Annotated in this window: 11 protein-coding genes and 2 tRNA genes; 10 read left to right on the top strand and 3 right to left on the bottom strand. The window is 65.5% G+C overall.

Going from position 1 to position 23,090, the window contains the following annotated elements; all coding sequences use genetic code 11:
• The first annotated feature begins 75 nt into the window (after positions 1–75).
• Positions 76–1,326, top strand: coding sequence for a tetratricopeptide repeat protein (locus tag FPZ54_RS02425; protein WP_145844715.1), 1,251 nt, complete (start codon positions 76–78; stop codon positions 1,324–1,326).
• Positions 1,327–1,383: 57 nt separating this feature from the next.
• Here the strand turns inward: FPZ54_RS02425 and FPZ54_RS02430 are convergent, their stop codons facing one another.
• Positions 1,384–1,848, bottom strand: coding sequence for an Lrp/AsnC family transcriptional regulator (locus FPZ54_RS02430; protein WP_145844716.1), 465 nt, complete (start codon positions 1,846–1,848; stop codon positions 1,384–1,386).
• A gap of 191 nt (positions 1,849–2,039) precedes the next feature.
• Between FPZ54_RS02430 and FPZ54_RS02435 the strand changes: the two genes are divergently transcribed.
• The 4 genes from FPZ54_RS02435 (at position 2,040) to FPZ54_RS02450 (ending at position 5,501) form a co-directional block, all read left to right on the top strand.
• Positions 2,040–4,235 carry a histidine kinase dimerization/phospho-acceptor domain-containing protein gene (locus FPZ54_RS02435; protein WP_145844718.1) on the top strand — a complete coding sequence of 732 codons (2,196 nt, stop codon included), beginning with the start codon at positions 2,040–2,042 and terminating at the stop codon, positions 4,233–4,235.
• A gap of 10 nt (positions 4,236–4,245) precedes the next feature.
• Positions 4,246–5,286 (top strand): polysaccharide deacetylase family protein, encoded by a 1,041-nt coding sequence (locus tag FPZ54_RS02440; protein ID WP_239019679.1) that lies wholly within the window; start codon positions 4,246–4,248, stop codon positions 5,284–5,286.
• Between the two features lie 18 nt (positions 5,287–5,304).
• Positions 5,305–5,380, top strand: a tRNA-Ile gene (locus FPZ54_RS02445).
• A 44-nt stretch (positions 5,381–5,424) separates the two neighbouring features.
• Positions 5,425–5,501 (top strand) — tRNA-Pro (locus FPZ54_RS02450).
• Between the two features lie 54 nt (positions 5,502–5,555).
• Here FPZ54_RS02450 and FPZ54_RS20430 read toward each other — a convergent pair.
• On the bottom strand, positions 5,556–6,170 hold the full coding sequence (locus FPZ54_RS20430) for an STAS domain-containing protein (RefSeq protein WP_422396556.1): 615 nt from the start codon (positions 6,168–6,170) through the stop codon (positions 5,556–5,558).
• Between the two features lie 65 nt (positions 6,171–6,235).
• On the bottom strand, positions 6,236–15,622 hold the full coding sequence (locus FPZ54_RS02460; RefSeq protein WP_145844720.1) for an Ig-like domain-containing protein: 9,387 nt from the start codon (positions 15,620–15,622) through the stop codon (positions 6,236–6,238).
• Between the two features lie 155 nt (positions 15,623–15,777).
• Here FPZ54_RS02460 and FPZ54_RS02465 point away from each other — a divergent pair, with 155 nt between their 5' ends.
• The 5 genes from FPZ54_RS02465 (at position 15,778) to FPZ54_RS02480 (ending at position 22,742) form a co-directional block, all read left to right on the top strand.
• Positions 15,778–16,815 (top strand): helix-turn-helix domain-containing protein, encoded by a 1,038-nt coding sequence (locus FPZ54_RS02465; protein ID WP_145844721.1) that lies wholly within the window; start codon positions 15,778–15,780, stop codon positions 16,813–16,815.
• Positions 16,816–17,060: 245 nt separating this feature from the next.
• Positions 17,061–18,884 (top strand): asparagine synthase-related protein, encoded by a 1,824-nt coding sequence (locus FPZ54_RS02470; RefSeq protein ID WP_186456879.1) that lies wholly within the window; start codon positions 17,061–17,063, stop codon positions 18,882–18,884.
• The gene (locus FPZ54_RS19705) at positions 18,881–19,747 is read left to right on the top strand and encodes a phosphoenolpyruvate carboxykinase (ATP) (protein ID WP_186456880.1); all 867 of its coding nucleotides are present in this window, start codon (positions 18,881–18,883) and stop codon (positions 19,745–19,747) included. Before FPZ54_RS02470 ends, FPZ54_RS19705 begins: the two co-directional genes overlap by 4 nt.
• Positions 19,738–21,447: a type I secretion system permease/ATPase gene (locus tag FPZ54_RS02475; protein ID WP_186456881.1), complete on the top strand. Its 1,710-nt coding sequence runs from the start codon at positions 19,738–19,740 to the stop codon at positions 21,445–21,447. The genes FPZ54_RS19705 and FPZ54_RS02475 overlap by 10 nt, the downstream gene beginning before the upstream one ends.
• Complete coding sequence (locus FPZ54_RS02480) at positions 21,444–22,742, top strand: HlyD family type I secretion periplasmic adaptor subunit (protein WP_145844725.1); 1,299 nt, start codon at positions 21,444–21,446, stop codon at positions 22,740–22,742. Before FPZ54_RS02475 ends, FPZ54_RS02480 begins: the two co-directional genes overlap by 4 nt.
• Positions 22,743–23,090: the final 348 nt, after the last annotated feature.

Here is a 23,090-nt window from a genome sequence, read left to right on the forward strand (position 1 = left end):
CGCCTTGACCGGGCGGGTCGGATTACTAGAGCGGTCGCGAACACGTTGCGCCCAACCGCGTAAGGAGAGTCCCGAATGAAGTCTGTTTCGAAGGCTGCGATCGCCGCGGCGGTCGTGCTTGGAATGCCGCTCGCGATGGCGGCGCCGGTTGCGGCGCAGAAGAAGGATGAAGCGCCGGCCGTCAAGGTCAGCGCCGAATTCCGCAAGGCGTTCACCGCCGCGCAGGCAGCCCAGAAGGGCGCGGATATCGCCGCGTTCGAAGCCGCGCTGACCGCCGCGGAGGCGGTCGCGCAGAATGACGACGAGAAATATTTCGTCCTCCTGATGCGCTATGACCTCGAGACCAAGAAACGCAACGAAGTCGCGCGCGGCGCCGCGCTCGACCGGATCATCGCGGCTGGACGGGTGACCGGTTCGGACCTGGGCGACCTGCATTTCGTGCGGGGCCAGATCCTGGCCGCACAGAAGAAATATGCCGAGGCGCTGCCGCATTACGAAAAGGCACGCGCGCTGGCGTCGACCCAGCCCGACCTGCCGCTGCAGCGCGCGATCGCGCTGTTCGAAACGAACAACATCCAGGGCGGCGTCGCCTCGCTCGACGAGGCGATCAAGGCGCAGGAAGCCGCGGGCAAGAAGGCGCCCGAGGCGTGGTATAAATTCGCCGTGTCGAAGCTGTACCAGTCGGGCAACAAGGCGGCGGCGGCCGAATGGCTGAGCCGCCAGATCGCGGCCTATCCGAGCAACGAGGCGTGGCGTTCGTCGCTGCTGATCTACATGGAACAGGCGCGCGCCAAGGGCGTCGCGATGGATGCGGACCAGGAACTGGACATGCTGCGCCTGATGCGCGCGTCGAAGGCGCTGGGCGGCGAGAGCGACTATCTGAACTATGCCGACATCGCGCAGCGCCGGGGCCTGCCCTGGGAAGCGAAGGCGGTGATCGAGGAAGGTCGCGCGGCTGGCAAGATCCAGGCGAGCAACGCCACCGCAAACGAACTCTATCGCTCGGCGACCACGCGCGAAAAGGCCGAAGGCTCGCTGGCACCCGAGGCGACCAAGGCTGCTTCGGCAGCGAACGGCGTTCCCGCGAAGAATGTCGGCGATGCCTATCTGGGAAGCCGGGACTTTGCCAAGGCAGCGGAACTGTATCGCCTGGCGCTGCAAAAAGGCGGTGTGGACGCCAATCTGGTCAACACGCGCCTCGGCATTGCGCTGGCGATGCAGGGGCAGAAGGCCGAGGCCAAGACCGCGTTCCAGGCGGTGAGCGGTGCGCCGCGCGGCGACATTGCGCGGTTCTGGATTGCCTGGCTGGATCAGCCGGCGGCCTGAACGGGCGCAGTTGGAGAATGAAGAAGGGGCGGCTCGCGGGCCGCCCCTTTTTTTATGTCACAGATCGACCGGGACGCCGGGCAGCGATTTCGACGTGCGGATCGTCAGCGAGGTTCGCACATGCGCCACATTGGGCGCGGTGGTCAGCCGGGTGGTCAGGAAATGCTGGAAGCTGCTGAGGTCGCGTGCGACGATCTTCAGAATGAAGTCGATATCGCCATTGAGCATATAGCATTCGCGAATCTCGGGGATCGCGGCGACATGCGCTTCGAACGCTTCGAGATCGGATTCGGCCTGGCTCTTCAGGCTGACCATCGCAAAAACAGTGATCGTATAGCCCAGCCAGGCGGGATCGAGATCGGCATGATAGCCGCGAATCGCCCCCTTTTCCTCCAAAGTGCGAACGCGACGCAGGCAGGGCGGGGCGGTGAGGCCGACCCGGTCGGCCAGATCGACATTGGTCATGCGCCCATCGTCTTGCAAATGCGCCATGATCTGCCGGTCGATGTCGTCGAAAGCCATTGATGATTCCCTTTTGCGACCAGATTCGGTCGCATTATGTCTGTTAAGTATAAGATAATTACCGGCAAGCGCAATTGTCCCACTATGCGACGACGGCCATTCGGGACGAAATCTTCGGTTTCGGTACGCGGTTTGCCGGGTTAAGGAATCCTTACCGGACGATCCGCGGCCGGCTGGGGACCACCCGAGCATTGCGTTACGACGATACCCTGGAGACGGTGCTGGCGGCCGATGTTTCGACGTCGTTCGGCAAGGCGTCTGCCTGGCGTCAGCTCGTCGATCTGATCGGCCGCCGTCGCGTAGCTGCAGATGCGCGCGCGTTCAATCTGTTGCGCAGGATTCGCGACGAAGTGCCTGTAAGCGTTCGGGCGGCAAGCGCGCGTGCGCTGGAAACCGTCAACCCGCCAGGACCTTTGGTGGCATTGTGTGCCCTGGACGATATCGCCGTGGCGGCGCCGGTGTTGCGGAGCGCCAAGCTGAGTTCGGGCGAATGGGTGGAGCTGCTGCCGCGCCTGTCCTCGGCCGCGCGCACCGTATTGCGTGCGCGCCGCGATCTCCCGCCGGGGATCGATCGTGCACTCGAATCCTTTGGCGCGGTCGATTTCGTGATTGCGGATGGCGTGAGCGTGCCGGACGCTGCCGCATTGCCGGAGGCGAGCTTGGCGCCGGTCGAGACAGCCGAGCCCGTCAACCTTGCTGATCATGCCGCACTGACGGAGAGCCTCGACTCCCCGGATCCGGTCGACACGGATGTCCAGGTCGCGGAGCCGGTGGACGTCGTTGAACCCGACCCGCCATTGTCGATCGACTGGACCGAATTGCTGGCCCCGGAGGCCGAGACGCCCAGTCCGGCAGAGGCCGTCGGCATGGAGGCGGTTGCCGAGATCCCGCCCGCCGAACCGCGCGCGCGTATCCGGCTGCGCCCCGTGCTGGAGCCGGTTATCGAAGCGGAGCCGGAGCCGGAAACGGCGTCCGAGCCGGTATCCGACCCGGTCGAGGCGGAAGCCGAGATGATCCCGGCCGAGACGTCGACCTTCGTTGCGATCGGTGCCGCTGCGCTGGGAATTCCGGTGGTTGCAGAAGCGCTTGGTCGGGTCGAAGCGGCAAACGACTCGGGCTTGCCTCAAAGCGGGACAAGCGATGAACCGCCTGTCGAAAGCGCGGTTGCACCCGAGTCCGACCCGGCGCAGGTGCCGGACATGTCAGGGGACGCACTCACCCTCGCCGACCGCGATGGCGCGGCGGTGGACGCTTCCGCACACTCGGCGCCAGAAGCCGGGTCGCCGGAGGGTCCGTTCGAGATCGCCGAGGTTGTCGCGCGGATCGACGCCTTCTACACGCTTCAGCAGCAACGCCGTCAGGTCGAGCCGCCGCCGCGCGCGGACGGGTTCCGCTTCGAAACCGACGAGCAGGGGGTGATCCGCTGGATCGACGGGGTCTCGCGCGCGCCGCTCATCGGCCTGTCGCTCGAACTCAACGCCAATGGCGACGGCTCGCGCGCGGATGGCGTCGCAGCGGGGGCGCTGCGACAGCGCGCACCCTTTGCCGATGCGCGCCTGACGGTAGTCGGCGAATCGGATGCGGCGGGCGAATGGCGCATGTCGGCGGCGCCCGCCTTCGACCCGGCCACGGGCCGGTTCTCGGGCTATCGCGGCACCGCACGCCGACCGCGGCGCGAGGAAAATGCCGCAGCACCGATGGCGGTTGCGAGTCCGGCTGCGGATTCACTGCGCCAGCTGATGCACGAGCTGCGCACCCCGACCAACGCGATCGCGGGCTTTGCCGAGATGATCGAGCGCGAGATGCTGGGCGATGCGCCGCCATTTTACCGCGAGCGTGCCGGGACGATCCGAATGCACGCGCGCGCACTGCTCGCCGCAATCGACGATCTCGACATTGCCGCGCGGATCGAGGCGTCGGCCCTGCAACTGAGCGACAGCGACGTGGCGTTGCGCCCGTTGCTCTCGCGCATCGCCGACGACCTTGCCGCTCTGGCCGAGTTGCGCGGAGCGTGGATCGCGCTGCCGGTCGATACATGCGCGGTGCGCGGCGATTCGCGCGCGATCGAACGGATGCTGGCGCGCATGGTCGCGACGCTGGTCTCGGCGGCGGGCGATGGCGAGCGGATCGGGGTGCAGCTGAGCGCTGAGGCCGATCTGGTGTCGATCCGGTTCGACCGGCCCGCCGCACTGACCGACTATGCCGACGAGGCGGTGTTCGGAATCGATGACGAACAGGAAGACGCGGCGTTGCTGGGCACCGGCTTTGCGCTGCGGCTGGTGCGTAACATTGCGCGCGAACTGTCCGGCCAGTTCATCACGCTGCCCGACGCCTTTGTGATCCAGCTTCCCGCGACGGTAACCAAGTCTTTGGAACAGGCACGCTAAGCCCGCTTTCGTGGCGAGCGCATATACCCAACAGGCCGGGGCGGGCGGCTATCGTGCAGCGGCGGCTGCGCCGGATGCGCGGATCGATTGGCCCGATCGATTCGGGACGCGTTTTTCGGTGTTCGTCGATACCGAAGAGGAGTTCGACTGGTCGCAACCATTGGCGCGCGAGAATCGCGCGACGCAGTCGATGGACGCGTTGCCCGACATGCACGCGCTGTTCGCCGCGCACGACGTTCCCGCGACCTATATGATCGATGATCCGATCGTGCGGTGCCCGCGATCGGTCGAAATCCTCAAGCGGGTCATGGAAGATGGCGGGTCGGCGATCGGGTCGCAGCTCCACCCCTGGGTCAACCCGCCGTTCGACGAGGTGGTTTGCCCTCGCAACAGCTTCCTGGGCAACCTTTCCCGCGACCTTCAGGCGGCCAAGATCGCGGCGCTGACCGATGCAATCGAGGCGGCGTTCGGGCGGCGGCCGGTGATGATGCGGACCGGCCGCTACGGGCTGGGTGCCGACACGCTCGAACTGCTCGCGGCGGCAGGATATCGCGTCGATACGTCGATGCGATCAGGCTATAGCTATGCCAGCGAGCACGGCCCCGATTATCGCGCGATCGGCAACCATGCCTTTCGCACCGGCCACGGCGATCTGATCGAGATTCCGCTGACGACGGTTTATACCGGTGCCTTGAAACGGGGTGGGATCGCGCTGCACGGAGCGCTGGGCCGGGTGCCGCGCGGGCGTGGGGTCGCGTCGCGGCTGGGCCTGCTCTCGCGCGTCGCGCTGACGCCGGAGGACATGCCGGTCGAACTGGCGCTGGAGGCGATCCGGGTGGCAGCGGGGGAGGGCGAGCGGCTGCTCATGTTCTCCTATCATTCGCCTTCCGCAGCGCCGGGCTATACGCCCTATGTCCGCGACGCGGCGGACCTTGCCGCGTTCCGCAGCTGGTGGGAGCGCGCCTTTGCACTGCTGGCAAAGCTCGGCATCGCACCCGCGTCGCACGATCAGATACTCGAGGCGCTTGCGGGGGCGCCGGATCGCCCCTAATCGCGGTTCGCGCTGGCGGGGCCTGTAGCTCAGCGGTTAGAGCTGGCCGCTCATAACGGCTAGGTCGCGGGTTCGAATCCTGCCGGGCCCACCAGCGCATTGCCTTTCGCCTCAAGCAGGTCTAGGCGGGCGATCCGTCGGGGAGTGGCGCAGTCTGGTAGCGCGCCTGCTTTGGGAGCAGGATGTCGCAGGTTCGAATCCTGTCTCCCCGACCATCTTACGACTTCCGAGGGCATCTCAAGCCGGCGCAAGACTTTCCCTCTGCACCATCATTTTTTTGCTCGCGGTTTGTGTTTGCAGGCCTCAAGGACTGGCCTCTCACCGTACGCCCGATCGACAGCGTGGTTGGACATTGCCGGACCGACCCTGCGCCTTGGGCCAGGCAGCTTGGCGCTGCGAGACTTTGCTTGTTTGGCCGCCTTGAGCAGGATGTGGAGTCCGGCGCTGCTTACATAGTCGAATCCGGTCATGTCGATTATCGTCTGCGCCGTGGCGCCGATCGTTGCGGCGAGCTTCTCGTCCAGGGCCGGGGCAGTCAAGCCGTCGAGCCGACCGGAGACTATGTATAACGGATCTACGGGCGACCGGCCGTCCGCACCCGGGAGCGCGCCGGGTCGAGAAGCGGGACAGGCCGAAGCGGGGGCTAATATGGCCTCGCCACGCCCCTCCCGAAGGCAGAGGCCGCAGCCTCGCTCCAGTCGCGTGCCCCACAAATCGGTATGTCGGCAGCAGCCCCGCGTCCGCGCCCGATCACAGCGGGGTCGTCGCTCACGAGCCCATGCTGAACGCGCCGTCCTCCACGAAGGGATCGATGCTGTTTCGTGTTTCCGAAACCCGCATTTCCCGAAGGACGGGGGGTGTCCACGGACGCTTTGGCAGCGCAATCGGCTTCGAGGAGTCGCGATTTTGCGCGTCCGACTGTCTTGTCATTGAAACGGCCTTTTCAAGGTTACAACCCAAAGTCACCGGCGCCCATCACATGGCCGCCCGGGGTATCGACGAGAATCGCGAAGTCGGCCACGCCGTCGCCATCGACATCGCCTTCGACGACCCAGCTTCCATTGATCAGCATCACCCGAAGCTCGCCCGCCTTTTGGGAAAATGCTGCGTCGCCGATATAGTCGAACGCGTCATTACCCGCATGGGCGGTATCGGCATCGATGGCGGACAGGTCGATGCGGTCCCCGGCGGCGAAATCGAGGATGCGATCCTCCGATCCCACGCGGGAATCTTCGATTATGCGGAAATAGAAGGTGTCGTCGCCAGCGCCGCCGGTCATCATGTCCTGGCCAAGCCGGCCATAGATATTGTCGTCGCCGGCACCGCCGATGAAGACATCGTCGCCGGCGCCGCCGTAGAAGATGAAGGCGCCGTCGGTCTCGGCCGAGCCGTCGATCTGCGCCGTCTCCCCGGCCGTCAGCATGTTGGCATTGATCGTCAGGACCCGCCCCGCGCCGACATTGCCGTTGTCGAGGATAAGCGCGTAGCTGCTGGCACTTGCCGGAGAGCCATAGCGCAAGTCGGTGGAAGACATCAGCACCAGCGTTTCGACATTGGTGAAGGTGTCGGCGTTCAGCACGATCGGCGCGGAATAGTCCCCGCGCAGCGCCAGCTGATCATTGCCCAGGCCGCCGTCGATACGGTCCGTTGCCGCAAAGCGCCCGTCCGCACCAAAGAAGAACGCATCGGCGCCCGCGCCGCCGATGACCGTGTCGGTACCCTGACCGGCATAGAAGACGAGATTGCCATCGAGTTCCGCCGACGCATCCAGGAAGATGCCTTCACCGGACAGCAGGGTGTTGGCGTTGAACGTCACCGTCTGCCCCGCGCCGATCGTGCCGTCTGCGGTGGTGAGCGAATAGGCGAAGCGATCGCTGCCCGGCAATCCGAAGCGCGTGTCCGCCCCGGACAGGAACACCATCGTGCCGACATTTCGGACCGTGGCGTCCAGCAGCGCGACCGTCGAATTGCCTTGCAGGGCCAGCTGGTTGTTGCCCGTGCCGCCGTCGACCTGATCGTACGCGTCGAGCATCGCGCCCATCAGGAAGGCGTCATCGCCCGTGCCCCCATTCGCCCGATCGCTCCCGCCCTGATCCATGCGGAAGAAATCCGAACCATTTGTGCCGGTCATGATATCGTTCAGCACGCTACCCAGCAGCTGATCGGCGAGTCCGTCGACACCCGTCACGGTGACGTTCACGCTCGCGCTGCTGCCGCCCGACAGGGTGTAGTCGAACCCGTCGACCGCGCTGCTGTTCTGCGCTCCGGTCAGCAATGCCCGCGCTGCTGACACCAGGGAGTCGAAGCGATGATTGGGGTCGTAGGTGACGGTGCCGTCGAGGTTGAGCGTCACGATCGCGCCCGACGCCAGCGTCACCGATCCGCCGACGGCGATTTCCTGCCCGTCGATATGGGTGACGGTTTCGGCAGGGCCGCCGTCGGGATCCGTATCGTTGGCACCGACCCAGATCACGACGGTGGCATTTTCGGCTACGATCGCACTGTCGTCGACGGCTGTAGCCGGATCATCGACCGGCGACACATCGAAGCGGATCGTTGCCTCATCGACCGAGATATTCGCATCGACGCTGTCATCCTGCACGCGGAAGCCGAGTTCGGCATATCCCGCGCCGTTCTCATCGGGTGCGGGCATGAATACCAGCAACCCGGCGGCGATATCGGCAGCGGTAATCGACTGCCCCTCGGTCACCGCGACGCCGTCCAGCGTCAGCGTGCCGGCGGCGGGGAGGGTGGTGACGATCACCGCCGCCATCGCGTCGCCATCATTGTCGGTGAACCCGAATTCGTCGAGCGTGATGACGTGGGTGCCATCCTCATCGAGCGTTACCGACCCATTCGTGCCGGTGGGTGCATCGTTCACCGCCGCAATTTCGACAGAGATCACCCGTGTGATCGTCGTCTGGCCATCGGTGACCGCGATGGAGATTTCGCGCGTGCCGCTGGCGTTCGCCGCGGGAAGATAGACGAGCGAGCGTAGCAGCTGGTCGATCGTCGCGGCATTGAACCCGATATCGAAGCTATTGCCGCTGGAACTTGGAAAGCCGTTGAAGTCGAACTGGAACCCTCCGTCCTCGACACTGGCTGTGATCTGAAGAAATTCGCTATCTAGATCAGTGACACCGATCGGGCCGAAATCGGCGAACGCGATCGGCTGGTCCTCGGTTCCGCTGATTGCAGCGGGCAGGTTCACCCGCGGCGCATTTGCGGGGGGAGCCACGTCGAACGTGATGGTGTTCGGCGTCGCGTCGAGATCGACGCCGCCGTTGGCAGTGCCGCCGTCGTCCTGCACTTGGAAGGTCAGGCTGGCATAGCCCATTCCATTGGCATTTGCGGCGGGAGTGAAGACGACCTTACCGGCTGCAAGGTCGTCCGCGCTCACCAGCTGCCCGGCGACCATAGCCACGCCGTCCAGCGTCAGCGCGCCTGCGGTCGGCAGCGTCGTGATCCTGACCGCGGCAAAACCGTCCCCATCGGGATCGGAATAGCCAAAATCGGCGGATGTCAGGACGTGGTCGGCATCCTCATCGATCGTGATTGTGCTATCCTGGCCGGTCGGTGCGTCGTTTTCTGCCTCGACGGTAACCTGGATTACATGGCCGGGATTGGATGTGTTGGCGTAGAGTTGTGACCCGTTAAAGTAGCTGAGGGAGACAAGGTCTTCGTCACCATCGCCGTCGATATCGCTGAACTCGAGGCCGCGCCCGTACCCGATCGGCAAGACATCAAGACCATATCGGCCGGCGTCGGAGCCAGCAAAACTGCCGTCCGCCTGCTGAAGCCAGACCCGGGCGCCGCTATCGACCAGCACGAGATCCTGTCGCCCATCGGCGTTCAGATCGGTGAACAGGAGCCGCGTACCGCTGTTCGCGACGATCCCTACAAACGGATTGTCACCTGCGGCCGCCGGGGAAAAGGAACCAGCGTTGTTGAACCGAACCGACAGCCCGCCAGTGTCGACACCATAGACAAGGTCGTCGTCGCCGTCGCCGTCGATATCGGCAAACCGCATGAACGTCTTAGGGGACCCGGTCAGTGAGGAGAATGGGTTGGCGGTTTGCAACACCCAGCTTCTCACACCCTCACCGTCGACATCGTTGATATAGGTGACCCAGCTCAAGCTGTTGCGTGCGACCACGACGTCGAGATCGCCGTCGCCGTCGATATCGGTTATATCGAGCGTGCCGCCCGGGTTCCCTAGCGGCAGTCGTTTGACCGAACTGCCAAAGGGCGTCTCTGCGTTGCCGATCCAGAACTTGAAGTAGGACGATTCGTCCTTTGCAAACGCGTCGAGAAATCCATCTCCGTTGAAATCGCCGAGCGCTAGATTCGAATAGTTTTCGCTTGTCCCGCCACGAACCAGGTCATGGTCGCCGGCCGCGAAGGTCGAACCGCGCACCCCGCTGTTCGCGCCATTCGCGTCGGTGACGATGAGTTCAAGGTCGCGCGTCGCAGTCGGCGAGTCGCTCGCATTGGCGTAGGTGATGCTGCGCGTCAGCGCCTGCACCGCTTCGGTCGTCGCCGCCGCGTTCAATGTCACGGTAAAGGTAGCGCCGACGCCGCCGATCGCGGTACCGATCGCCACGCCGTGATAGCTGACAATGCCGTCGCTGACGCCGATCTCCCCCGGCCCGTCGCCGGTATGGGCGATCGAAACGCGATCTTCGGCGAGCAACCCCTGAACGACGACGGTACCCCCGTCGAAATCGCCCTCCGGATCGGTCAAGACGATATCAGAAGCAAGACGTTGCGGCGCTGCGTTGACCAGATTCTCCGCGAAGCTGATCGACACGGGATGCCCGGCCAGCGTCGGCGCGTCGTTCACCGCTGTCACGTCGAACGTCAGCGTGTTCGGCGTCGCATCGGTGTCGGTGCCGCTGTTCTGGGTGCCGCCATCGTCGCGTACCTCGAAGGTGAAGCTGGCATAGCCTGCGCCATGCGCATCGGGAGCGGGCGTGAAGACTAGGGCGCCGCCTGCGATCTGCGCGGCGGTGATCACTTGCCCCGCCGTCACGGCGACTCCGCCCAGCAACAGCGTGCCAGCGCCCGGAACGGTGGTTATCGTCACCGAGTGGAACGCGTCGCCGTCGGCATCGACGAAGCCGAAATCGGTCGCCGTCAGTACGTGGCTGCCGTCCTCGATCATGGCGATCGTCGCATCGGTGCCGGTCGGCGCGTCGTTGACCGCTGTTATCGCAATGGCGGTCGTCGCCGTCCCGATCAGCGCCCCGCCCGTGCCGGTGTTGCCGCCGTCGTTCACGCTGACGGTCAGCACCGCCGAAGCCGGGGGCGCGTCGGTGTCCGGCGTGTAGTTGACCGTGCTGGTGGCGTCGGTGCGCAGCAGCGCGTTTAACTGCGCCAGCGTGCCGGAGATGACGACGTTGCCGGTGCCGTTGCCGCTGACGATCGTCGCGCCGCTGTCGCCCGCCGTGACATTCAGCACACCGTAATCGACCGACAGCGTCGCGGTAAGAACACCGCCGCCTGCGTCGGTGTCGGCAATCGTGATGCTGCCCTTCACGCTGAGCTCGGCCTGCTCGGTCGCGTCAAAGACACCCGGCTGCTGCGCGAAGATCTGTGCCTTGATGGCACGGCTGCTTCCGTCTTGCGCGCTGTCAGAGGTGTCCCACGCCACGACCAATCCGCCGCCCGCGAGCCCGATGAGGGCCGGCATATATTGATAGCCTGTCGCCTGCGTATTGACGAGGAACTCGCCGCCGACCTTGCCGCCCGCCGCATCAAAGGCCTGTGCCTTGACCGCAGTACCGCTGCCGTCCTGCGCGGTGTCGAACGTGATCCACGTTACGACGAACCCGCCGCCGGTCACCCCGGTGACGGCTGGATCATCCTGATAGCCGGTTGCCTGCGTATTGACGAGAAACTCGCCGCCGACTTTGCCGCCTGCCGCGTCGAAGACCTGTGCCTTGATCGCATAGAGGCTGCCGTCCTGGCCGGGGTCTCTAGTGATCCACGTCACGACGAACCCGCCGCCCGTCAGCCCGGTGATCTTCGGATCGAGCTGATCGTCCGCCGACTGCGTGTTGACGAGGAACTCGGTGCCAACCTTGTCGCCCGACGCATCGAAGACCTGAGCCTTGACCGCATTGGCGCTGCCGTCCTGCGCGGTGTCGGCGGTCCGCCATGTCACGACAAACCCACCGTCCGTCAGTCCGGTGATGGTGGGATAGAGCTGATCGCCCGTCGACTGGGTGTTGACGAGGAACTCGGTGCCGATCTTGTCGCCCCCCGCGTCGAACAGCTGCGCCTTGATCGCAGCACCGCTGCCGTCCTGCGTCGGGTTGGTGTCGCACCATGCCACGATAAACCCGCCGCCTGTCAGCCCGGTGATGGTCGGCTCATACTGACTGTCCGCCGTCTGCGTATTGACGAGGAATTCGGCGCCGACCTTGGCGCCCGTCGCGTCGAACAGCTGCGCCTTGACGGCAAAGGCGCTGCCGTCCTGCGTGTCATCGGCTGAATGCCATGTCACGACGAACCCGCCGCCGGTCAGCCCGGCGATCATCGGAGCTTGCTGATAGCCTTCACCCTGTGTGTTGACGAGAAACTCGGTGCCGACCTTGGCGCCCGCCGCGTCGAAGACCTGTGCCTTGATCGCAGTGTCGCTGCCGTCCTGGCCCGGATCGCTGGTCTGCCATGTCACGACGAACCCGCCGCCCGCCAATCCGGTGACAGTCGCATTTTGCTGCGCACCCAACCCCTGCGTGTTGACGAGGAACTCGACGCCGGACTTCTCAAACACGCCGGGCGGCGTCGCGATCGTCACTGTCGGCGCGTCGTTCACTGCGGTCACGTCGAAGGTGATCGTGTTCGGCGTCGGATCGGTGTCGATGCCGCCGTTCGCGGTGCCGCCGTCGTCGCGGAGTTGGAAGGTGAGGCTGGCATAGCCCTCCCCATTGCCGTCGGGTGCGGGCGTGAAGACCAGCCTGCCCGCCGCGATGTCGGCGGCGGTGATCTCCTGTCCGGCGGACACCGCAATCCCGTCCAGCGTCAGTGCACCCGCCGATGGCAAGCTATTCACGACGACGGCGGCAAGCGCATTGCTGTCGACATCGGTAAAGCCGAAATCGCTGACGGTCAGGACATGCGCGCCATCTTCATCGACCGTGAGCGTCGACGACGTGCCCGAGGGCGAGTCGTTCACTGCATATACCGAAATGGCGGCCCGGCCCTGTGTGCCTGGGTATAGCGCGTGTCCCGCGTCCCGGACCGAATAGGTCAACCAGAGTCCACCCGGTGTCGGTGCATCGGACAGGTTATTATACGTGACTGCCCGGAACGCATTTTGCCACTGCTCACCGGTCGCAAGGCCCGCGGAGCTGAACGTCAGCACGCCGTTTTCGAAACTGGCGGTAAGATCCCCGTACAGCGTGGCATCGTCGTTGACGAAGGACAGCACATGTTCCGGGAGCGGATTATCGATGGCGACGGTGCCGCTGACAATGTCGTTCTCCTCATAAAAGGAGATACGCACATGCTGGCCGACGTTGATGGGAGCAGACGGGCCGTCCGCCGCCTCGGTCCAGTCGTAATACCATTCGACCGGGGCGATCCGCGCCCAATCGTCGAACGGCACGTTGGTGATACTCATCGACGCACTGCTCGACGCGCCGTGCGGATCGGTCAGCGTCACCGTCAGCGTCCGCGGGTCGCTGCCGGGCGCTTTGGAGTTGTTGATATACCCCAGCGACGCGACGACCTTCTGCACGCGTGCGACGGTCGCATTCGCGTTGAAGTCGATCACCAGATCCTCGTTGACGGTGTTTCGACCGCCCGAGATCACCGTGCCGATTTCCACTCCGCCGACCGAGATTTTCGAGCCGGGGCTGACGCCGTGAAAATCGCCTGTCCAGGCGACCCCTTCGGTGCGCGCGCGCTCACCGGAAAGACCGACCGATTCCTTTACCGGATCGGCATTGTCGCTCAGCGCCAGGACGAGGCGTGCGCCCGAATAGTTCGTATCGTCGGCGTCGCTGAACGAGATCGTCGCCAGTTTCGACAGTGAATAGCCCAGCGGCGCGAGATTGGTGTTGGTCGCGTTCCCTTCATTGATGGTGACCGACCGCCCGTCGATGCCCGAAAGCACCGGCGCGTCGTTCACAGCCGTCACGTCGAACGTCAGCGTGTTCGGCGTGGCGTCGAGATCGACGCCGCCGTTGGCAATGCCGCCGTCGTCCTGCACCTGAAAGGTCAGGTTGGCATAGGCGGCGCCATTGGCATTTGCGGCGGGAGTGAAGATCAACTTACCGGCTGCAAGGTCGTCCGCGCTGACCAATTGCCCGGCGACCACAGCCACGCCGTCCAGCGTCAGCGCGCCCGCAGTTGGCAGCGTCGTGATCTTGACCGCGGCAAAGGCATTCCCATCGAGATCGGCATAGCCGAGGTCGGCGAGCGTGATCGTGTGCGGGACGTCCTCGTCGAGCGTTACTGATCCGTCGGTGCCGCTCGGCGCGTCATTAACTGCTGAGATTGCGACGGAAACCACCCGGGTGATCGTCGTGCTGCCATCGTTGATCGAAACCGAGATTTCGCGCGTGCCGCTTGCATCCGCCGCGGGAATATAGACTAGCGAGCGCAGCAACCCATCAATCCCGTCGGTGCTTGTTCCGACCCCGACGATGTTCCCCCTTAACGTTGAGGAGCCGTGGAGTTCGTACAGGAACGCACCGTCGTCAGCACGTATCGTGACCACAAGTCCGTCAGTGTCGGGGTCGCTCACGCCGATCGGGCCGAAGTCGGCGAACGCGATCGGCTGGTCCTCGAATCCGCTGATCGATGCGGGCACCGTCACCTGCGGTGCATTGGCGGGGGGCATCACGTCGAAGGTCAGGGTGTTCGGCGTCTGATCGGTGTCGATCCCGCCGTTCGCGGTTCCGCCATTGTCGCGCACCTGGAAGGTGAAGCTGGCGTAATTGTCCGCGTTGACGTTCGGCGCGGGGGTGAAGACGAGCTTGCCCGCCGCGATGTCGGCTACGGCGATCGACTGGCCCGCCGTAACCGTCGCGCCATCGAGTTTCAGTGCGCCCGCCGTCGGCAGCGTCGTAATCATCACCGCCGCCAGCGCGTCGCCATCGGCGTCGGTAAAGCCGAAGTCGGTGACGGTCAGCGCCGCCGATCCATTCTGGGCGACCGAGACGTGACCATCGGTACCCGAGGGGGTGTCGTTCACCGCCTGAATCGTCAACGACCCGATCCAGCGTCCCGAAACCGTCCCGTCGCTGATGTAGTAGATGATCGTCCGGCCGCTCCCGGGATCCTCGGCGGTGGTGTTGAAGGTGACCGCGTTCAACGCGGCCGACCATTGCGCCTGGGTGGCCGTCGACCCTGCAGACGCGAGCGAGAGGACATTCCCGGTAAAGCCGGTCACGGCGATGTTGCCATAGCGCGCGGCGTCGTCGTTGACGAAGGCGAGCACGTCGCCCGTCATCGCGCCCGAAATCTGCACCGTGGCACTCGGCAGACCGCCGCCGTCGGTGTCGCTGACCACCAGGCCGCTCGAAATCGCAACAGGCGTGGATGGCCCGTTGTTGGCCTCGACCCAGGTGTTGCCCTCGCTAGTCCCGCCCTGATGGGTGATCCTGGGCGTATTGTTGACGTTCTCGTTGATCAGCGAAAGCGATGCCGATGCGCTGCCGCCGTCGCCGTCGGTAACCGTGATCGTCGCGGTGCGCGGCGACGGATCGTTGAGGCCGCTTGAATTGAGATAGCCGACGTCTTGCAGCAGGATCTGTACGCGCGCCGCAGTGGCATTGGCATTGAGTGCGATCGCCAGGTCGGTGCCCTGCCGACCGCTTGAGGTGACGGTGCCGATCACGACGCCGTCGACAGTCACGCTCGCATTCACCCCCGGTCCGAACGAATCGCCCGCCGACCAGGTCACGCGTCCACCGCGCGACGCCAGCTCGAAGCCGAGGCCTTCGCTGCTGCTCGCGGCTCCGCTGAGCGCGACGCGGAACTCGCCCCCGGCGAAGTCGCTGCTGTCGGCGTCGGTCAGCGTGAAGCTGTTGGTGCGATCGAGAACATAGGCGCCGGTCGCCAGATCCTCGCGCGCCAGTCCCTCGCGGATCGTCAGCGAAATGCCGTCGTCGATGCCGAGCACCGGCGCTTCGTTGACCGCAGAGACGTTGTCGATCGCGGCGTCCACGCTTTCCATCGCGTCGGCGCGGGCGGCTCTCCGTTCGGCGAACGTGGCTGCAAGAGTGCTTCCCTCAGCCAGGTTCGTATCACCCGGCACCAGGAGTTCGCCGGCGGTCACAACGTTGCCATGCCAGCGTTCCGGCGCCTCCAATCCAAATCGCATGTACGAAATCCCGATCCCCACCGAAGTCTTTTTGCGTTAAGTTGCCAGTGGTTAGCCGGGTCAAGGACGATTCGCTCCGTTGAGACACGGTGCACATCGTTCGAGACACGACGTGGATTTGGATCGATATCCGCGCGCAGGGAGTTGAGTGTCGGATGTCCGAGGAATCGGTTCTGCCGCGTTATCAGATCAGCAGCATCGCGACCGGCGGGGCGGTCGCACTCCAGCAATTCCGAGAGTCGACGCGCGACATTTTCGACGTGATCCGCCCCGGTACAGCGGGCGATTATGCGATCGACATGCAGGCGGTGCACATGGGCAACCTGTTGCTCAGCGACCTGCGTTCCTCCGCCCAGGGTTTCCAGCGGTCGCGCGCGATGGTCGCCACGGCGGGCATCGATCACCTGATGGTCCAGCTCTACACCCATGGCGGCTTTGCCGGCCTGGCGGACACGATCGACGTGCGGGTGCGGGCGGGCGACGTCTGCATCTTCGACCTGACGCGCACGCTCGAGACGCGCGCGGGCGACTACGGCAACATCACGCTGGTGATCCCGCGGCCGCTGCTCGAGGACAAGGTCGCCGACATCGATTCGCTGCACGGGCTGGTGCTCGACCGCGACCTGCCGCTGACCCAGATCCTTGCCGCGCATATTCGTACGCTCGCGCAGCACGCCGCAGGACTTGCTGCAGGGGACGCAGCGATCGCGTCGCGCGGGACGATCCAGCTCCTCGCGTCGCTGGTCGATCAGCGCCCGGGCAACAAGACACGCGCGACCGCGATGGCGACGCCGCTGCGTGAAGTGCTGCGCTACATTCACGGGAATCTGCACGATTCCGCGCTCGGTCCGACTCAGGTGGCGCAGGAATGTGGGGTGTCGCGCGCCACGCTCTACCGCATGTTCGAGCAATCGGGGGGCGTTGCGGAATTCATCCGCGAGCGGCGGCTGTCGGGGGCGGCAATGGATCTTGCCTCCCCAAGCGCGCATCCAAGGCGTATCTCTGACATCGCGCGAAGCTGGGGCTTTGCCGACGATAGTAGCTTCAGCCGTGCCTTTCGAAGCCATTTCGGGATTTCGCCGAGCGAAGCGCGAACCGCCTCCGCGCGCACCTGGGCGCGCGCGCAATGGGGCGGGTTATCCGACCAGGACAGCTCCGCGATCGCCTATTGGATCCGGATGCTGCACGAGTGAAATCGCCGCCGGCCATTTTTTGATCCCCGTAGGGGATCACCACGCTCCGAGTGCCCGGTCTCCGGGAAAATGCCTTTTCGCCAATGGCTTTCCCGGCTATGCGCGCCGCCTTGTTCGACCCTCGGTCGAAGCCTCGCGGAGCAATTCGCGAGGGCAGAGCACCACCTGGCCAAGGGAACGGGGATGGGGTCAGCCGCTGCAGGACCGATCTGCGCAACCGCGATTCGCGGCGCGAAGGTCGCGTCGTGACGGCGTTGGCGGCCGCAGCATTCGTGTGCGGTCCCGACGCGCCGGTGAAGCTATGCGAGCGCCTGCTTGCGCTCCAGCCAGTGGCGCGTGAGGTGCCGGCTTTCTTGTGGGATCGCGGCGCAGTCGCGCTCGGGCGGCGGCTGGCGGCGACGCTTCCGGAAGACGCATTCGATCGCGGTATTGCGCGGGGACGCGGTGGCGCGCTGGCGATGGCTGCGGATATCCGGCTCGACAATCGCGACGACCTTGCCGCTGCGCTCGGATGCGTCGATACGCTCGGCCGGCTTTCCGACGCCGCGCTCGCAATGTCCGCGATTGAGCGCTGGGGCGTCGCGGCGATCGAAGGCTTTCTCGGCGATTTCGCGATCGTGCTGTGGGACGGTTCACACGACCGGCTGATCCTCGCCCGCGACGCGCTGGGCGCACGCCCGCTCCACTACCGGCGGACCGGCGGATGCGTGACGGTCGCCTCGACCGCGCAAGCGCTTGCATCGGCCGCAGGCGCACGTGCCGACGGCATCGCGACCGTCCATTTCCTGTCGGGCATGGCGGTGCCGCACGGCGCCAGCTTCTTCGCTGGAATCGAGCGCGTGGAGCCAGGCGAGATCGTGACCATCGGCGCCCATAGCTTGGACCGGTCAAGCTATTGGAACCCGGATCTTTCCCCCTCCCGGTTCGCATCGGGGGGCGATGCGGCCGAAGCGCTGGCCGCGCTGTTTGGCGAAAGCGTCCGTGCGCGCCTGCGCCGCACCGCAGCGGACGTCGCGACTCATCTCAGCGCGGGGCTGGACAGCGGCGCGGTGACGGCGACCGCGGCGCGACGGATCGGGGATGGTAGCGTACATGCCTTCACTGCGGCTCCGCCTGAAGGAATGCACGGCGCCGATGACGGGGTCGACGACGAAGGCCCCGACGCCGCGAAGCTCGCCGCGATGCATCCGCGAATCGTGCACCATCGCATCGCGTCGCCACGCCGATCGCCGGTCGATATGCTCGGCCCCGGCTTCGTGCTGTACGGGCGCCCGCTGACCAATCTCGCCAACCAGACCTGGCTTGCCGAAATAAACGATCGCATCCGCGCGCAGGGAGTGGACGTCCTGCTTGTCGGCGCGATGGGGAATCTGACGATCAGCCATTCAGGTAGCGAGGCGCTGGGCGAGCTGGTGCGCAGCGGGCGTATCGCGCGCGCGATTCGTCACGGCGCCGAATTGCGTGCCGCAGGCAACAGCTGGCGCGCGGTAGCCGGCGCGGCGACGCGTCCGTTTCGCAATAGTCCGCCGCAAAAATGGGGCCCGCCGCTGCTCGCGCCCGGCGTCTCGCGACCCCAGGCCGACGCGGTGCTGGGATCCGTCGCGCGCCGCCTTGCAGTCGCGCGGCGGACGGATCCGGGCGATTTCGGCAAGGCGGTGCTCGCCGGGTGGGACATCGACATGCGCGACCCGACCGCCGACCGGCGGATCGTTGAATTCTGCCTGCGGCTTCCGGTCGAGCGATTCGCACCGGGCGGGGTGGCGCGGGGGCTCGCACGCACGGCGTTCGCCGATTGCCTGCCCGCGAGCACCATCGCTTCGCACCGGCGCGGCCGGCAGGCGGGCTGGTGGCATGTCGCGGCGCGCGAAAAGCTCGACCGCATACGCGACGAGATCGAGTGCATTGCCGCCTCCACCGACGCGTCGGCGATCGTCGATGTCGCAACCATGCGCGAGATGGTCGCCACATGGCCCGGTCGCTGGTCCGACCCGCAGACCGAAGCGCGCTATCGTATGCGATTGCTGCCCGCGCTCGCCGCAGGGCATTTCGTGCGCCGGTGCGCCGCATGACGATGGCGCGCGCCTATGGCCTGACGATCGACAGCGCGATTCCGCTGCCCGGCCTGCCACAGGCGGCGGCCGGTAGCGTGGCCGATATCGCGATCCGGCTCGGCGCGCCCGATACGGGAAAGGCGCATTCGGCCCTGACGCTCGATGTCACCGGGGTCGCGCGATTCGTCATCGCCGATGGCCGCGAGATCCGTGTCAGCCCGGATCCCGGCGCTGCGCCGCAGACGGTTCGGCTGTTCCTGATGGGGTCGGCAATGGGTGCCTTGCTGCAACAGCGCGGGCTGCTGGTTCTTCACGGCAATGCCATCCGGATCGGCGATTCCTGCATGGTCTGTATCGGTGCATCGGGAGCGGGAAAGTCGACACTCGCCGCTGGCTTTGCCCAGCGCGGCCATGCACCGCTGGCCGACGATGTCGTCGCGGTAACGCAGGACGGTTTGGCATTGCCCGGCTTGCCGCGCATCCGCTTGTGGCGCGACGCCGCTGTGCGACTGGGGCACGACATTGCAACGCTGGCGCGCGTGCGTCCCGAATTCGATAAGTTTGAACTCGCGGCCGCAACCGATCCGCATCCGCTGCCGATCCGCTGGATCCACGCGATCGAAGTCACGCCGGGCGCCGCTCTGTCCACGCGTCGGATCGATGGCGCGACGCGCATCCAGCTGCTCCGCAACCACAGCTATCGGCCGCAATTCATCGCGCGGACGATGGGCGAGGCGGCCCATTTCGCGCGCACGGCGGCGCTTGCCGCACAGGTCGCGATGTATCGCACGGTTCGTCCCGACGCGGGTGACACGCTGACGGCGATGATCGAGACGTTGCTTTCCACCGCAGATCAAGGGACAGGTTCGCGATGCGCGTGATCGAGGCTTCGGCGCTTCGCGCGGCATTGGGCGAATTGCGCCACGGCCTGATCGGTGTTGCCGGACTCAGCGCAGGGATCAACCTGCTGACGCTGACAGGTTCGATCTACATGCTCGTTGTGTACGACAGGGTGTTGCCCGGGCGCAGCCTGCCAACGCTTATTTCGGTGTTCCTGATCGCCGCGATCGCGTTTGCGTTTCTGGGTGCGTTCGATGTGCTGCGCGCGCGGATGCTTGGCGATGTTGCCGCATCGCTCGACCGCGACCTGGGCGTGCGCGCGCAGGAAGCCGAGTTGCGGCTCGCGCTCGAAAAGCCGCAGCAGTTCGAGCAGGCCAGCCCGGTCCGCGACCTCGACCAGATTCGCGGCTTCATCGCCGGACCCGGGCCTGCTGCGATCATCGATTTGCCGTGGATCGTGGTGTTCATCGTCATCCTCGCGCTGGTGCATCCCTGGCTTGGCATCGTTACGTTCGTCGGCGGGCTTGTTGCCGCAGCGCTCGCATGGACCGCCGAGCGGGTCGGCCGCGGCCATGTCGCGGCGCTCGCGCAGGCGGCTTCACGACGCCGCGCCATAGGTGCGCGCCGGGTGCGCCATGCCGAACTTATTTCGGTTCTCGGGATGCGCGCGCCGACCCGGACGCAGTGGGAAACCGAACATCAGGCGATGCTGCACCAGCAGACGCAGCTGACCGCCAGCAGCACGATCCTTTCCGGCATCAGCCGCATTTTCCGCATGTTCCTGCAATCGGCGGTGCTGACTGTCGGCGCGATTCTGGTGATCGAGGGCAAGGCGACCGGCGGGGTGATCATCGCCAGCTCGATCCTGTCGGCGCGCGCGCTGGCGCCTGTCGATCAGGCGATCGCCAACTGGCGCGGCTTCGTCGCGATGCGCGAAAGCTGGGCGCAGCTTTCCAGGTCGATCGCACTTACGCCCGAAGCGGCGGTCGATCGCACCGCACTCCCCCCGCCACGCGCGACGCTCAGCGTCGAACGCGTGGCGCTCGTCCCGCCCGGATCGGACCGCGTGGTCGTCAACGATGCCGCGCTGCGTGCAAATGCCGGACAATTATTGGGAATTGTCGGTCCCAGCGGTTCGGGAAAATCCGCGCTCGTTCGCGCGATCGTGGGTGCGTGGCGGCCTGCGCGCGGCACCATCCGGCTCGACGGCGCCGCGCTCGATCAGTGGGACAGCGAGGCGCTCGGGCGGCATATCGGCTATCTTCCGCAATCGGTCGAGCTCTTCGCGGGAACGGTCGCTGCGAACATCGCGCGATTTCGCGAAGACGCGACGTCTGAGGGGATTGTCGCGGCTGCGCAGGCGGCGGGATCGCACGAACTGATCCTTCAGCTGCCGCAAGGGTATGAAACGCAGGTCGGCGAGGATGGGCGCAACCTGTCCGCCGGGCAGCGTCAGCGCATCGGACTGGCCCGCGCGCTGTTCGGCGACCCGTTTCTGGTGGTCCTCGACGAACCCAATTCGAACCTCGACATGGAGGGGGACGCGGCGCTTGTCGAGGCGGTGACGGCGGTGCGCGCGCGCGGCGGCATCGCGGTCGTCGTCGCGCATCGTGCCGCGATCCTGGATCAGGCCGATCTGCTGTTGGTGATGCGCAGCGGCGGAGTGCAGGCATTTGGTCCGCGCGCCGAAGTGATCGATCGCCTGCGTCCTGTCGCTCCGTTGCGCGAGCGTTCGGTATGACGGCAGTATCGCCCGGCCCGCATCCGCGTGAGCAGCTCACGCGACGGGTGCGTCTCGCCGCGATCCTGCTGGGCGGCTTCGTCGTGTTGGTTTTGCTGATGAGCACGGTGCTGCGCGTCGAGGGCGCGGTGGTCGGTTCGGGCGAAGTGACCGTCGAATCGGGGGTGAAGGTGATCAGCCACGCCGGCGGCGGCGTGCTGGCAAAGGTATTGGTGCGCAACGGCGACCATGTTCGTGCCGGTCAGCCGCTTCTGCAGCTCGACACCGATGTCACCACGGTCGGATCGTCGAGTGCGGAAACGGGCTATCTCGAACTCGTGGCACGCCGTGCGCGGCTCGGGGCGGAACGCGACGGCCGCTCCACGATCGCGTTCCCGCCGGTCCTGTCGAGCGAAGCAGGCGCCGCGTATCGCGCGCGCGAGCGACGCAATTTCGAGCTTGGCCGCCGCGAGCGCGCGAGCAACCGCAAGCTGCTGGGCGAACGGATTGCGCAATATGAGCAGGAAATTGCGGGCTATCGCGCGCAGATCGATGCGATTGACGGCCAGATGAAACTGATCGGGCCCGAGCTCGAAGGTGTCCGCAAACTCTATGCCCAGAAACTGATCACCGTATCGCGGATGAACGAACTGGAGCGGACTGCGGTCCAGCTGCAAGGCACGCGAGCGTCGCTGGAATCGCAGATCGCCAGGGCGCGCGCACATATTGCCGAGACGCAGGAGCAGATGGTGGCTATCGATGAGTCGCGCCGCACCGATGCTGCCGCCGAACTCGCGCAGATCGCGCCGCAGCTCAACGATCAGGAAGTTCGCCGTGCCAGCGCGCAGGATCAGCTGCACCGCTCGGTCATCCGCGCGCCCCAGAACGGGGTGATCGACAAGCTGGCCTATACGGCCATCGGCAGTGCCATTCCCGCCGGCCAGCCGATCCTTGAGCTGGTACCCGATCGCGATACGCTGATCGTCGAGGCGCATATCCGGCCGCAGGATGTCGATCAGCTGCGCATCGGCCAGTCGGCCCGAATCAGCTTCTCCGGGCTGGATCTTCAGACCACGCCCGAGCTTCCGGGAACGGTGGCGTTCATATCCCCCGATCTGACCCGGGACAGCCAGACCGGCGCCAGCTTCTATCGCATCCGCGTCGCGCTGCGCGGCGATGCGCTCGATCGCAACCGCATCGCACTCAAGGCCGGCATGCCCGCGGAGATTTTTGTCGTCACCGGGAGCCGCTCGATTTTGTCCTATCTGCTCAAGCCGCTGGCAGATCAGGTTTCGCGTGCATTTCGCGAAGGATGATATTCAGGGGGGCGTGGCTATTCATTGATACCCGAATTCGTTGGAGGGATATCGGCCGGGGGGCATCGTTCAGGGCGGGATGAACCCTGCCTTCGCGCGCGCGAGCGACGCGCGCTCACAGCATTTGAAATCGCGACGGTCGGCGACCAGTTCACCTGCAGCGGCGTTGCAGCGATCGACGAGGATTTAAGGACGCGCCATAAAGTCGAACGCCTTCATCCTCTCACGTGAACCTGCTTTTGCTGCGTCGGCACCAGTTGCACTCGATTATCTAATTTCGATGTAGCGCCACATCATGACGCATTGACGATAGTCGACCGGGCGACAGGTCCAGTGTGCGTCGCAAAT

The organism is Sphingomonas suaedae (assembly GCF_007833215.1).
Taxonomy (GTDB): Bacteria; Pseudomonadota; Alphaproteobacteria; order Sphingomonadales; family Sphingomonadaceae; genus Sphingomonas; species Sphingomonas suaedae.

Coding starts and splice junctions, on each gene's coding strand:
- FPZ54_RS02460 (WP_145844720.1), bottom strand. CDS start 15,622: ATGCGATTTGGATTGGAGGCGCCGGAACGCTGGCATGGCAACGTTGTG.
- FPZ54_RS02430 (WP_145844716.1), bottom strand. CDS start 1,848: ATGGCTTTCGACGACATCGACCGGCAGATCATGGCGCATTTGCAAGAC.
- FPZ54_RS02465 (WP_145844721.1), top strand. CDS start 15,778: ATGTCCGAGGAATCGGTTCTGCCGCGTTATCAGATCAGCAGCATCGCG.
- FPZ54_RS02480 (WP_145844725.1), top strand. CDS start 21,444: ATGACGGCAGTATCGCCCGGCCCGCATCCGCGTGAGCAGCTCACGCGA.
- FPZ54_RS02475 (WP_186456881.1), top strand. CDS start 19,738: ATGCGCGTGATCGAGGCTTCGGCGCTTCGCGCGGCATTGGGCGAATTG.
- FPZ54_RS02425 (WP_145844715.1), top strand. CDS start 76: ATGAAGTCTGTTTCGAAGGCTGCGATCGCCGCGGCGGTCGTGCTTGGA.
- FPZ54_RS19705 (WP_186456880.1), top strand. CDS start 18,881: ATGACGATGGCGCGCGCCTATGGCCTGACGATCGACAGCGCGATTCCG.